Source organism: Streptomyces antimicrobicus (assembly GCF_020532625.1).
Lineage (GTDB): Bacteria > Actinomycetota > Actinomycetes > Streptomycetales > Streptomycetaceae > Streptomyces > Streptomyces antimicrobicus.
The window spans coordinates 90543-102865 of the sequence record NZ_JAJAUY010000004.1; the positions used below are offsets into that span (position 1 = coordinate 90543).

General features: G+C 71.4%; 11 protein-coding genes. 2 read left to right on the forward strand and 9 right to left on the reverse strand.

All coding sequences use genetic code 11. The features are described 5' to 3' along the window. Nucleotides 1-17: 17 nt before the first annotated feature. The 3 genes from proB to LG632_RS02180 all read right to left on the reverse strand — a co-directional run bounded on the left by proB (nt 18) and on the right by LG632_RS02180 (nt 2681). Complete coding sequence (gene proB / locus LG632_RS02170; protein ID WP_226724588.1) at nt 18-1145, reverse strand: glutamate 5-kinase; 1128 nt, start codon at nt 1143-1145, stop codon at nt 18-20. 85 nt (nt 1146-1230) lie between these two features. Continuing rightward, nucleotides 1231-1683, reverse strand: coding sequence for a GtrA family protein (locus tag LG632_RS02175; RefSeq protein ID WP_226724589.1), 453 nt, complete (start codon nt 1681-1683; stop codon nt 1231-1233). Then, on the reverse strand, nt 1680-2681 hold the full coding sequence (locus LG632_RS02180; RefSeq protein ID WP_226724590.1) for a glycosyltransferase family 2 protein: 1002 nt from the start codon (nt 2679-2681) through the stop codon (nt 1680-1682). The genes LG632_RS02175 and LG632_RS02180 overlap by 4 nt, the downstream gene beginning before the upstream one ends. 188 nt (nt 2682-2869) lie before the next feature. On the opposite strand from LG632_RS02180, the gene LG632_RS02185 reads away from it, so the two are divergent. Further along, the gene (locus LG632_RS02185) at nt 2870-5749 is read left to right on the forward strand and encodes a bifunctional glycosyltransferase/CDP-glycerol:glycerophosphate glycerophosphotransferase (protein WP_226724591.1); all 2880 of its coding nucleotides are present in this window, start codon (nt 2870-2872) and stop codon (nt 5747-5749) included. Beyond that, on the forward strand, nt 5746-6900 hold the full coding sequence (locus LG632_RS02190; protein WP_226724592.1) for a glycosyltransferase: 1155 nt from the start codon (nt 5746-5748) through the stop codon (nt 6898-6900). Before LG632_RS02185 ends, LG632_RS02190 begins: the two co-directional genes overlap by 4 nt. Nucleotides 6901-6954: 54 nt before the next feature. Here LG632_RS02190 and galE read toward each other — a convergent pair whose 3' ends face one another. The 6 genes from galE to LG632_RS02220 form a co-directional block, all read right to left on the reverse strand. After that, nucleotides 6955-7953, reverse strand: coding sequence for a UDP-glucose 4-epimerase GalE (galE, locus tag LG632_RS02195; RefSeq protein ID WP_226724593.1), 999 nt, complete (start codon nt 7951-7953; stop codon nt 6955-6957). A gap of 22 nt (nt 7954-7975) precedes the next feature. Further along, nucleotides 7976-9577: a glycosyltransferase family 2 protein gene (locus tag LG632_RS02200; RefSeq protein WP_226724594.1), complete on the reverse strand. Its 1602-nt coding sequence runs from the start codon at nt 9575-9577 to the stop codon at nt 7976-7978. A 43-nt stretch (nt 9578-9620) separates the two neighbouring features. Next, complete coding sequence (obgE, locus tag LG632_RS02205) at nt 9621-11066, reverse strand: GTPase ObgE (protein WP_226724595.1); 1446 nt, start codon at nt 11064-11066, stop codon at nt 9621-9623. Nucleotides 11067-11208: 142 nt separating this feature from the next. Continuing rightward, the gene (gene rpmA / locus LG632_RS02210) at nt 11209-11463 is read right to left on the reverse strand and encodes a 50S ribosomal protein L27 (protein ID WP_030366504.1); all 255 of its coding nucleotides are present in this window, start codon (nt 11461-11463) and stop codon (nt 11209-11211) included. Nucleotides 11464-11477: 14 nt separating this feature from the next. Further along, entirely contained in the window at nt 11478-11798 is a 321-nt protein-coding gene (gene rplU / locus LG632_RS02215; protein WP_010476312.1) for a 50S ribosomal protein L21, read from the reverse strand. Nucleotides 11799-12035: 237 nt separating this feature from the next. Continuing rightward, nucleotides 12036-12323, reverse strand: a 288-nt coding sequence (locus LG632_RS02220; RefSeq protein WP_226724596.1) for a hypothetical protein, incomplete at its 5' end; no start/stop codon positions are given.

Sequence of the window (12323 nt, forward strand, 5' to 3'; positions counted from 1 at the left end):
GGCGGTTTTACAGAACCTCAGCCCTGGAGCAGGACGAGATCGTCCCGGTGGACGACCTCCCGCTCGTACTCGGGTCCCAGTTCGCGCGCCAGTTCGCGCGTGGAGCGGCCGAGCAGCCGCGGCAGCTCCTTGGCGTCGAAGTTGACCAGGCCCCGGGCGACGGCCCGGCCGTCGGCGTCGCGCAGTTCCACCGGGTCGCCGGCGGTGAAGTCGCCCTCCACCGCGGCGATCCCGGCCGGCAGCAGCGAGCTGCCGCGTTCGGTCACGGCGCGTACCGCGCCCTCGTCGAGGACCAGGTGGCCCTGCGGGGTGGAGGCGTGCTGGAGCCAGAGCAGCCGGTCGGCGGACCGCTTGCCGGTGGCGTGGAAGAAGGTGCCCGTCTCCCGGCCCGACAGGGCGTCCGCGGCCTGGCTGGCGGAGGTGAGGACGACCGGGACCCCGGCGGCGGCGGCGATCCGCGCGGCCTCGACCTTGGTGACCATGCCGCCGGTGCCCACTCCCGCCTTGCCGGCGCTGCCGATGGAGACGTGGGCGATGTCGGCGGGGCCGCGGACCTCCTCGATCCGGGTGGTGCCGGGCAGCGACGGGTCGCCGTCGTACAGGCCGTCCACGTCCGAGAGCAGGACCAGGAGGTCGGCGCGGACCAGGTGGGCGACCAGCGCGGCGAGGCGGTCGTTGTCGCCGAAGCGGATCTCGTCGGTGGCGACGGTGTCGTTCTCGTTGACGACCGGCAGGGCGCCCATGGCCAGCAGCTGGTCCAGGGTGCGGTACGCGTTGCGGTAGTGGGCCCGGCGGCTGGTGTCGTCCGTGGTCAGCAGGACCTGGCCGACGCGGACGCCGTAGCGGGCGAAGGAGGCGGTGTAGCGGGCGACCAGCAGGCCCTGGCCGACGCTGGCGGCGGCCTGCTGCCGGGCCAGGTCCTTGGGGCGGCGGCGCAGGCCCAGCGGGGCGAGGCCGGCGGCGATGGCGCCGGAGGAGACCAGGACGATCTCCTTCTCGCCGCCGCTGCGCGCCTTGGCCAGGACGTCCACCAGGGCGTCCACCCGGTCGGCGTCCAGCCCGCCGGCCGCGGTGGTGAGGGAGGAGGAGCCGACCTTGACCACGATCCTGCGGGCGTCCACGACCGCCTGCCTTGCCCCTGACACGTCCATCCCCTTGCCCTCGTCATGCCGTCTCGCGACTTGCCTGACGTCAATCTACGGGGTCCCGGGCGTCGGCCGCCCGGCGGTGTCAGACCGTGGACGGGGGGCGCCCGGCCGCGGCCTGCGGTTCCGGCTCCACCGCCGGCTCGCCGCCGGCCGCCGCCCCCCGCGAGCCGGGGACCAGGATCTTGCGCGAGAGCAGGAAGGTGAAGGGGATCGCCACCACGGCGGCGACCAGCGGCGCGATCCGGGTGTCCATGCCGGCCCAGGTCACCAGGGCGTACAGGCCGACCGACTGGATCAGGTAGTTCGTCACGTTGGTGAGCGGGAAGAGCAGGAACTTCTTCCAGGTCGGGCGGGTCCGGTAGGTGAAGTAGGTGTTCATGAAGAACGAGCCGACCATCGCCAGCACGAAGGCCAGCGAGTACGCGGCGAAGTACGGCATCCAGGGGTGCAGCAGCAGGTAGATGCCGAAGAAGGTGCCGGTGTTGACCCCGCCCACGAGGGCGAACCGCACCACTTGTCCGAGCTGGTCCTTCATCGGGCGCCGCGCTCCGACGGGGCCGCCGAGCGCTCGGTGACCACGTACGCGGGGTCCCGCGGCAGCGGCCGGTCCGCGCCGTGGGACTCCTTGACCAGGAAGTGCGGGCGGCGCTTGGTCTCGTAGTAGATGCGGCCGATGTACTCGCCGATCAGTCCCAGCATGACCATCTGGACGCCGCCGAGGCCGACGATGATCGCCACGAGGGTGACGTAGCCGGGGGCGTCGACGCCGTTGGTGATCGCGTTGACGGTGATCCACACGGCGTACAGCGCGGTCAGGGCCACCAGCGAGGCGCCGATCCAGATGCCGACGCGCAGCGGCCGGTTGTTGAAGGAGATCAGGCCGTCCATGGCGTAGTTCAGCAGGCTGCCGAACTTCCACTTGGTCTCGCCGGCCTCGCGCTGGGCGTTGCGGTAGTCGAAGTGGACGGTGTCGAAGCCGATCCAGGAGAACAGGCCCTTGGAGAAGCGGTTGTACTCGGGCAGCGACAGCAGGGCGTCCACGGCCGGGCGGGAGAGCATCCGGAAGTCGCCGACGCCGTCGGTGAGCTCGACGTCGACCCAGCGGTTGACGCCGCGGTAGTACAGGCGGCTGAGCGCGCTGCGGACCTTCTTGTCGCCCTCGCGGGTGCGGCGGGCGATGATCTGGTCGTGGCCCTGCCGGTAGTAGTCGAGCATGGTCGCGATGAGCTCCGGCGGGTGCTGGAGGTCCGCGTCCATGATCACGACGGCGTCGCCGGTGGTCTCGCGCAGGCCGGCGAGCATGCCGGCCTCCTTGCCGAAGTTCCGGCTGAACGACACGTACCGGGTCCGTTCGCCGTGCTCCGCGGCGATCGCGCGGAGCTTGCCGAGAGTTCCGTCACGGCTGCCGTCGTCGACGTAGCAGACCTCGTACTCGACGGGGAGGGAGTCCAGTACCTTGCGGATCTCGGTGTCGAACGCGTCGATGACTGCTTCTTCGTTGTAGCAGGGGACTACTACGGACAGCTTCGTCATGAACACTTCCTGCGGGGGGTCCGAACGGGTGATTGTCAGCGACCGGACCCGACACTCACCTCTTCCTTAGAAGTATGCACGGCGGATGTCGGCCTGCCGGAGTCCAGCGACGCACACGGTAGCTTTGACGGGTTGTGGGGGGTCGCCCCGGGCGGAGTCCGGGAGAGGAATGGAACGAAGGGATCGAGGTGCACGTGCCTGACGTCTCCGTGGTCGTCATCGTCTACAACGACGCAGAGCGTCTGCCGACAGCGGTGCGGTCCGTGTTGGACCAGACCCTGGCCGGTGTCGAAGTCGTGATCGTCGACGACTGCAGCAAGGATCGTTCCTTCGCCGTCGCCCAGGAACTGGAGGCCGCCCACCCGGGCCGGGTGCGCGCCTTCCGGCTGCCCGAGAACAGCGGCGGCTGCGGAGCACCGCGCAACCACGGGATCCAGCAGGCCACCGGCACGTACGTGATGTTCCTGGACAGCGACGACGTCCTCGACAAGAACGCCTGCCGGAACATGCTGCAGGCCGCCGAGACCACCGGCGCCGACCTCGTCTCCGGCATGTGCGTGCGGGTGTTCGTCGACAACCGCTTCGGCAAGACCTCCGAGTGGTACCCGTGGATCTACTCCCGCACCCGCACCCTGGAGTCGATCAGCGAGTACCCGGACCTGCTGGTCTACGACACCCTCTCCACGAACAAGTGCTACCGGCGTTCGTTCCTGCTGGACAACGACCTGAGGTTCCCGGTCGGCATCCACTACGAGGACCTGCTGTTCTCGGCGCAGGCCTACGTCGCCGCCCGCCGCATCACGCTGATCCCCAACCGCGTCTACCACTGGAACGTGGTGGAGAAGGCCGCCGCGAAGTCCATCAGCAACCGGCGCCACGAGATCGCGAACTTCGTCCACCGGATGGAGATCCACCGCCGCGTCGACGAGCTGCTCGCGGCCAAGGGCCACACCGCGATCAAGTCCGCCAAGGACGCCAAGTTCCTCAAGCACGACCTCGTGCTGCACCTGCGCGACCTGCCGCTGCTGGACGACGACTACCGCACCGAGTTCGCCCGGCTGGCCAACGGCTACCTCGCGGGCATCGACCCGGCCGCGTACGAGAACGTCACCTACCTCCAGGCGATCTGCGCCTACCTGCTGGGCAAGGAGGACTGGGACAACCTGCTCCCGGCCGCCGACGCCATGACCAACAAGGGCCGGCTGACCTCCCCGCTCGCCGAGCGCGACGGCCGTGTCTACTGGTGCGCCCGGCACATCGACGACCCGGCGGACACCGAGGCCCGGCGGATACTGGACGTCACCGACCAGGGCTTCCACACCACGCCGCTGACCTCCTTGCACCTGGGCAACCGGCTGACCGCCTACGAGGACGACGGCCGCGGCACAGTCACGCTGACCGGCGCCATGGTGAACCCCCTGGGCCGCATCACGGCCGGCACCGAGCTCAGCGCCGAGCTGGAGTTCCGGGCCCGCCGGCAGGTCGGCGTCCGCTCGTTCACTTTCCCGGTGACAACCGTGCGCCACGCCGGCGACACGATCGAGTGGTCCGGCACCGCCGACATCGGCCGCACCGTGCGTCCGCTCGGCATCATCGACGCCGTCTGGGACGTCCGGCTGAAGCTGACGGCCGGCGAGGACCGGATCACCACCCGGGTGTCGGTCGGCGGGGTGCACCTGGACCGGGCGGCGGCGCTGCGCGTGCGCCCGCGCCTGACCCGGCTGGTCTCCGACCGCTTCGAGCCGGAGATCACCAAGAAGGGCAACCTCTCCTACGTCCTGGTCGCCCAGGGCCCGGCCGCCGTCCGCACCTCGAACCTGATCAACAGCGCCATACACGGCAAGGCCGCGGGGCTGGTCAAGCGCGGACTGCGCAAGGCCCTGCACGCCCGGCGCAACCTCGGCTCGGGCGAGCAGAAGGTCAAGGTCTACCACGAGGTGTTCTCGAAGCTGCCGGTCAAGAAGGGCACGGTCGTCTTCGAGAGCCACATGGGCAAGCAGTACAGCGACAGCCCCCGGGCCGTCTACGAGGAGATGGTCCGCCAGGGCGTCGCCTTCGAGGCCGTCTGGTCCTACGCCGGCGCCCGCCCCACCGGCTTCCCCAAGGAGGCCACCCTGGTCAAGCGCTGGAGCTGGCCGTACCTGCGGGCGCTGGCCCAGGCCGAGTTCTGGATCGACAACCAGGGGTTCCCGCTGGCCCTGGCCAAGCGGCCCGGGACGACGTACATCCAGACCTGGCACGGCTCGGCGCTCAAGCGCATGGGCTTCCACGAGCCGCGCACCAAGGCGCAGGGCCGCGCCGGGCAGGCCAAGTTCCAGGCGGCCATCGACCGCTTCGACCACTTCCTGATCCGTTCCGAGCACGACGCGCGCACCCTGGCCAAGGGCTTCCGGCTGCGGGACGAGGTGCTGCTGCGCACCGGCTACCCGCGCAACGACGCCCTGGTCGCGGCGCACCGCGCCGAGGTCGACAGCGGTGAGCGGGTGCGCGGGCCGCTGGCCGCGGAGCTGGGCATCGACCCCGACAAGAAGGTGCTGCTGTACGCGCCGACGTTCCGGGCGAACGCCGACGGCCAGGTCGAGGGCTTCACCTTCCCCTTCGACGTGGAGGAGTTCGCCGAGCGGCTCGGCGACCGGTTCGTGCTGCTGGTGCGCACGCACTACCTCAACAGCGTCTCGTTGCCGCCGTCGGTGGCCGGCCGGGTGATCGACGTCTCGCGCCACCACGACATCACCCCGCTGCTGGCCCTGGCCGACGGGCTGATCACGGACTACTCCTCGGTGATGTTCGACTACTCGGTCCTGGACCGGCCGATGCTGTTCTTCGCGTACGACTACGACACGTACGCCAACGACATCCGCGGCACGTACTTCGACCTGAAGGAGAAGGCGCCGGGCCCGGTCGTCGCCACGGCCGACGAGTTGTTCCAGGCCGTCTCCGCCTTCGAGGAGGCGGACGCCAAGTACGCCGAGGCGCGCCAGCGCTTCCTCGCCGAGTTCGGCGAGTACGACCGCGGGGACGCCGCCCGCCAGATCGTCGAGAAGTTCTTCACCGGGAGCGGCAAGTGAGCATCGGCCGTGACATCTTCATCGTCTCCAACAGCGTCGACGAGCTGGGCGGGGTGACCACCTGGTCGCACCAGATGGCCCGGCTGTTCACCGACCGCGGGCACCGGGTGCACATCGTCGGCATCGCGCCCGTCGCCGAGGAGATCCGGCAGCAGCTCCCGGCGGACCTGCCCTACGCCACGACGACGCTGTACGACGCCCACCCGCCCAAGGCCCGCCGGCTCAGCGGCGTCAAGGGCCGGCTGAACGCGCCCGAGCGGCGCCGGCAGGCGGCGCGGCGGGCCGGGATGCGGGCGCAGGCGGAGAAGCTGAGCGCGCTGTTCCGCCAGGCCCGGCCGGGCGCGGTGGTGATCGTCACCCAGGTGTGGGCGATGGAGTGGGTGGCGCTGGCCGACACCAAGGGGCTCAGTGTCATCGGCATGAGCCACGAGTCGTACGAGGCCAGCCAGAAGTCCACCCGCGGGGCCCGGGTCCGCCGCTACTACCCGGAGGTGGACCGGCTGCTGGTCCTCACGCCCGAGGACGCGGACCTGTGGATCCGCGCGGGCATGGAGAACGTCGCCAGCATGCCCAACCCGCTGCCGTTCATGCCGGACTCCCCCGCCCCCCGCGAGGCGAAGGTCGTGGCGTCGGTGGGCCGGCTCGCGTTCGAGAAGGGCGTCGACCTGCTGCTCGACGCCTGGGCCGACGCCGCCCCGCACCACCCCGACTGGACCTTGCGGATCTACGGCGCGGGCGTGGAGGAGGCGGCGCTGCGGGCGCACTGCACGGAGCTGGGCCTGGACGACTCCGTGGAGTGGATGGGCAGCACGAACGACGTGCTCGGTGCGCTGCGCGGCGCGTCGGTGTTCGCGCAGGCCTCTCGGGCGGAGGGCTTCCCGATCACGCTGCTGGAGGCGATGGCGGCCGGGGTGGCGCCGGTGGCGTTCGACTGCGCGCCGGGTGTCCGGGAGATCGTCACCGACGGCGAGGACGGCCTGCTGGCCCGGCTGGGCAACACCATGGAACTGGCCGGGCACCTGCACACGCTGATGTCGGACAAGGCGCTGCGCGACCGGCTCGGCGACGCGGCGTTCCGCAGCGTGCGGCGGTACTCGGCCGACTCGGTCACCGACCGGTGGGAAGAGCTGTTCGCGTTCCTGGAGCGCTGACGGCGACCGCCGTCCCCGGCCCGCGGGCCGGGGACGGCGCGTCCCGTGGAACGCTCAGCGTTCGTGGTGCTGGGCCGGGACGCGGTTGGCCTGCCAGCCCTGCCAGGCCGAGGTGATCATGTCGCGGACGTCGTGGCGGGCCTTCCAGCCCAGTTCCGCGGCGATCCGGTCGGCCGAGGCGACGACCTTCGCCGGGTCTCCGGGGCGGCGCGGGGTGACCACCGGCTCGTACGCGTGGCCGGTGAGCTCGTTCATCAGGCGGGTCATCTCGCGCACGGAGACCCCCTCGCCGCGGCCGATGTTGACCGTCAGGTCCTTGTAGTCGCCGGCCGCCGCCCACTCGGCCAGCTTCCGCGCGGCCACCAGATGGGCGTCGGCGAGGTCCTCGACGTGGATGTAGTCGCGGATGCAGGTGCCGTCCGGGGTCGGGTAGTCGTCGCCGAAGATGCGGGCGCCCTCGCCCCGGTCGTAGCGCTCGAAGACCATCGGGACCAGGTTGAAGACACCGGTGTCGGCGAGTTCCGGCGAGGCCGCGCCGGCCACGTTGAAGTAGCGCAGGCACGCGGTGGCGATGCCGTGGGCCCGGCCGGCCGCGCGAACCAGCCACTCGCCGGCCAGCTTGGTCTCGCCGTAGGGGCTCAGCGGCAGGCAGGGGGTGTCCTCGGTGACGGTGTCCACGTCCGGCATGCCGTACACGGAGGCCGAGGAGGAGAACAGGAAGCTGCGGACACCGGCGGCGGCCACCGCCTCCAGCAGGACCGTCAGGCCCTGCACGTTCTCGTGGTAGTAGTACGTCGGCTTCTCCACCGACTCCCCCACCTGCTTCTTGCCGGCCAGGTGCACGACACCGGTGATCCGGTGCTCCCGGACGGTCTCGTCGAGGACCAGCCGGTCCAGGACGGAGCCGATCACCAGCGGGACGCCCTCGGGCACACGGTCCTCGTTGCCGGTGGACAGGTCGTCGAGGACGACGACCCGCTCGCCCGCGGCGAGCATCGCGCGGACGACGTGCGAGCCGATGTAACCGGCGCCACCGGTGATCAGAAACGTCATGCGTATCTCCCTGTGCTTGTGGCTAGCGGGAACGGCGGCCCATGCGGGCCCGGCCGAGACGGTTGCGTACGAGGTTCAGGGCGCCCTCCGCGCCGGGCGCGAGGCGCAGCGCGAGCGAGCCGGCCGCCGTCCGGTAGGGCTGCGCCAGCAGCACACCGTACCGGGTGCTGGGCAGCGCCCGGCGGCGCAGCAGGGATCCCTGGGGGCGCAGGGAGGTGAGCAAGGAGCTCCCGTCCGCGCACTCCACGCCCGCCCGGACGTCCCAGGCCTGCATCCCGCGCCGCCCGGCGCGGCGGCCGGCGGCGGCCAGCGGGGCGAGGCGGAAGGGCAGCTCGGCGGTCCACACGCCGTCGCCCGCCGGGCGCAGCGCGGCCGGCTCGCCCGCGACGGGCTCGCCGCCGCCGCGGGGCAGGAAACGCAGCTGCGCGGTGCGGGGGCCGGCCTCGGCCAGGCGGCCGTAGAGGTCGTGCACGCGCACCCGCAGCAGGGCCCCGGACGGTTCGGCGTCGACGGTGACCGGCAGGTCGGCGACCGGCAGCCCGGCCAGTCCGTCGAGGACCGCCGGCACCTCCTGGCTCCACACCGGTACGCCGTCCACCTGCGCGTACGGGGGCAGCAGCCGCGGCGGCTCCGCGGCGAAGCGGGTCAGGCGCTGGACGTCCGGCGGCGGTGTGGCGGTGGCGCGCAGCACCCGGACGATCCACCGGGCACGGGCGGCGGCGGCCTCGACGGCGGCCTCCTCGAAGCCGGCGACGTAGTCCCGGGTCAGCGTCCACCAGGCGGCCTGGTACTCGGGGTCCTGACCGAGCTCGCGCAGGTACATGCGCAGGTCGTACTCCAGGAACTTCACCTGGCAGGCGTGCGCCAGTTCCGGGGACGCTGCCCGCAGGATCTCCTCGGCCGTGCGGTGGGCGGCCACGCGGGAACGCCAGTTGCCGACGTCCTTGCGGTCCAGGGAGATCGACTTCTGGGCGGCGCTGCGGCGCACGTGCCAGACGTAGACGAGGTCGTCGATCACGGCCATGCGGGGGGCGGCGGCCAGGACCCGGGCGGTGAAGACGAAGTCCTCGTAGACGAACCGGCCGTCGGGGAACCGGATCGCGTGCTTGTCCAGGAAGGCCCGCTCGTACAGCTTGTTGACGCACAGGGTGTCCCGGACGAGCTCGGGGCGGTCGGCGGGCCGCTCGATGACGTCACCGGCGGTGTACAGCCCGGGCATCCAGGGCACGTCGTTGCCCTCGGGCAGTTCCCGGCGCACGCACGCGCCCACGGTGACCTGCGCGTCGTGGGCGGTCGCGGCGCGCAGCAGCGCCTCGGCGGCCCCGGGCGGCAGGACGTCGTCGCTGTCGAGGAACAGCACGTAGGGGGCGGTCGCGGCGGCGATGCCGTCGTTGCGGGGTGTGCCGCAGCCACCGCTGTTCTCGGTGCGGTGCACGACCTTCAGCCGCGGGTGCGCGGCGGCCAGCTCGTCCAGCACCGCCGCGGTGCCGTCGGCCGACTTGTCGTCGACGGCGATGACCTCGCTGACGACCGGGCCCTGGGCGAGGGCCGATGCGACGGCCTCGCCCACGAGCCCGGCGTCGTTGTAGGCGATCACGACGACGCTGACGCTTGGGTTGCTCACCGGACGGATCCTACGGGAGGTCCGTAAAGCGCAGCTCAAACCGTCAGAACGGGCGGAACTCGTCGTACTCCCGCTGGGCGGAGTCGCCGCGCTCGGCCTCCCGGTCCTTGCGGCGCTGGGCGGCCGGACGCGGGGCCTCCATGCGGTGGTCCTCACCGCGGCGGCCCAGCATCTCGGCGCCGGCCTGCATGGTCGGCTCCCAGTCGAAGACGACCGCGTTCTCGTCGGGGCCGATGGCGACGCCGTCGCCGGCCTTGGCGCCGGCCTTCATCAGCTCGTCCTCGACGCCGAGGCGGTTGAGGCGGTCGGCCAGGTAGCCCACGGCCTCGTCGTTGTTGAAGTCGGTCTGGCGCACCCAGCGCTCCGGCTTCTCACCGCGCACGCGGTACAGGTCCTCGGCCTCGTCGTAGGTGACGGTGAAGCCGGCGTCGTCCACGGCCTTCGGCCGGATGACGATGCGGGTCGCCTCCTGCTTGGGCTTGCGGGCGCGGGCCTTGGCGACGATCTCGGCGAGGGCGAAGGACAGCTCCTTCAGGCCGGTGCGGGCCACGGCGGAGACCTCGTAGACCTGGTAGCCGCGCTCCTCCAGCTCGGGCCGGATCATGTCGGCCAGGTCCTTGCCGTCGGGGATGTCGACCTTGTTCAGCACGACCAGGCGCGGGCGCTTCTCCAGGCCCCCGCCGTACAGCTTGAGCTCCTCCTCGATGACGTCGAGGTCGGAGACGGGGTCGCGGTCGGACTCCAGGGTGGCGGTGTCGAGGACGTGCACCAGGACCGAGCAGCGCTCGACGTGGCGCAGGAACTCCAGGCCCAGGCCCTTGCCCTGGCTGGCGCCCGGGATCAGGCCGGGGACGTCGGCGATGGTGTAGACGGTGGAGCCGGCGGTGACCACGCCCAGGTTCGGGACCAGGGTGGTGAACGGGTAGTCGGCGATCTTCGGCTTCGCGGCGGAGAGCACGGAGATCAGCGAGGACTTGCCGGCGCTCGGGTAGCCGACGAGGGCCACGTCGGCGACGGTCTTGAGCTCCAGGACGATGTCGCCGACGTCACCGGGCTCGCCCAGCAGGGCGAAGCCGGGGGCCTTGCGGCGGGCGGAGGCCAGCGCGGCGTTGCCGAGGCCGCCGCGACCGCCCTGGGCGGCGACGTAGGTGGTGCCCTGGCCGACGAGGTCGGCGAGGACGTTGCCCTGCTTGTCGAGGACGACGGTGCCGTCGGGGACGGGCAGGACCAGGTCCTGGCCGTCCTTGCCGGAGCGGTTGCCGCCCTCGCCGGGCTTGCCGTTCGTGGCCTTGCGGTGCGGGCTGTGGTGGTAGTCCAGCAGGGTGGTGATCGACTGGTCGACGACCAGGATCACGTCACCGCCGCGGCCGCCGTTGCCGCCGTCGGGCCCGCCGAGGGGCTTGAACTTCTCCCGGTGCACGGAGGCGCAGCCGTGGCCTCCGTTACCCGCGGCGACGTGCAGCTCGACGCGGTCCACGAAGGTGGTCATGGGTGTTCCTCCAGAGATGTGCGGAAAAGTCTCGTGCGCTACAGCCTGTGTAACGCGCCGAGGGCGGACCCGCTTCCCGGCGCGGTGCGCCGGGAAGACAGAGATCCGCCCTCAGAAAGTTACGAACGCTCGATCAGGAAGATCAGGCGGCCGGAACGATGTTCACGACCTTGCGGCCACGGTGCGTGCCGAACTGCACGGCGCCGGCCTCCAGGGCGAACAGCGTGTCGTCGCCACCGCGGCCGACACCGGCGCCCGGGTGGAAGTGGGTGCCGCGCTGGCGGACGAGGATCTCACCAGCGTTGACCAGCTGACCGCCGAAGCGCTTCACGCCGAGCCGCTGGGCGTTGGAGTCGCGACCGTTCCGGGTGGACGATGCGCCCTTCTTGTGTGCCATTGCTCAGTCCCTCTTTACTTCGCGGCCGTCGGGATGGACGTGACCTTGATCGCCGTGTACTGCTGACGGTGACCCTGGCGACGGCGGTAGCCGGTCTTGTTCTTGTAGCGCAGGATGTCGATCTTGGCGCCCTTGTGGTGGTCCACGACCTCGGCCTGGACCTTGATGCCGGCCAGGACCCACGGGTCGGAGGTCACGGCGTCGCCGTCGACAACGAGCAGGGTCGAGAGCTCGACCGTGTCGCCAACCTTGGCAGTGGAAATCTTGTCAACCTCAACGATGTCGCCGACAGCAACCTTGTGCTGGCGACCACCGCTGCGCACGATGGCGTACACGCGGATCTCTCTCTCGCTCGATTCGAAAACCCCTGAAGCCAGCCGACCCCCGCCGAACGCGGGGCGGCCTCCCCCGGACCGCGCAGCGGCTCGGGAGGTGAGGTGCTCAGTGGCTGGCGTGCACTCAGACACGCCGACGGTCTAGGTTACGGTCTGCCCCTGACAGGGTCAAACCGGCCCCCGTCCGGGCCCCCGAAGGCGCCCGGACAGGGAGTGCGGCGCGGGCCGCTCGGCCGATCAGGCTTCCGTCGAGGACGTGACGGACGGAGCGGGCTGCTCCGCCGCCGCGGTCTTCTTCGTCGCCTTCTTGGCCGTGGTCTTCTTCGCCGTCGTCTTCTTGGCGACGGCCTTCTTGGCGGTCGTCGTCTTCTTGGCGGCGGCCTTCTTCGCCGGGGCCTTCTTGGCGGCCGTCTTACGGGCCGTCTTCTTGGCCGGGGCGGCCTCCTCGGCGGCGGCGTCGGCGGTCACCGGCTCGGCGGCGGCCTCCGCCGCGACCGGCTCGGCGGCCTGCTCCGGGGCCGGCTC

Coding starts and splice junctions, on each gene's coding strand:
- rpmA (WP_030366504.1), bottom strand. CDS start 11,463: ATGGCACACAAGAAGGGCGCATCGTCCACCCGGAACGGTCGCGACTCC.
- obgE (WP_226724595.1), bottom strand. CDS start 11,066: ATGACCACCTTCGTGGACCGCGTCGAGCTGCACGTCGCCGCGGGTAAC.
- LG632_RS02180 (WP_226724590.1), bottom strand. CDS start 2,681: ATGACGAAGCTGTCCGTAGTAGTCCCCTGCTACAACGAAGAAGCAGTC.
- galE (WP_226724593.1), bottom strand. CDS start 7,953: ATGACGTTTCTGATCACCGGTGGCGCCGGTTACATCGGCTCGCACGTC.
- LG632_RS02175 (WP_226724589.1), bottom strand. CDS start 1,683: ATGAAGGACCAGCTCGGACAAGTGGTGCGGTTCGCCCTCGTGGGCGGG.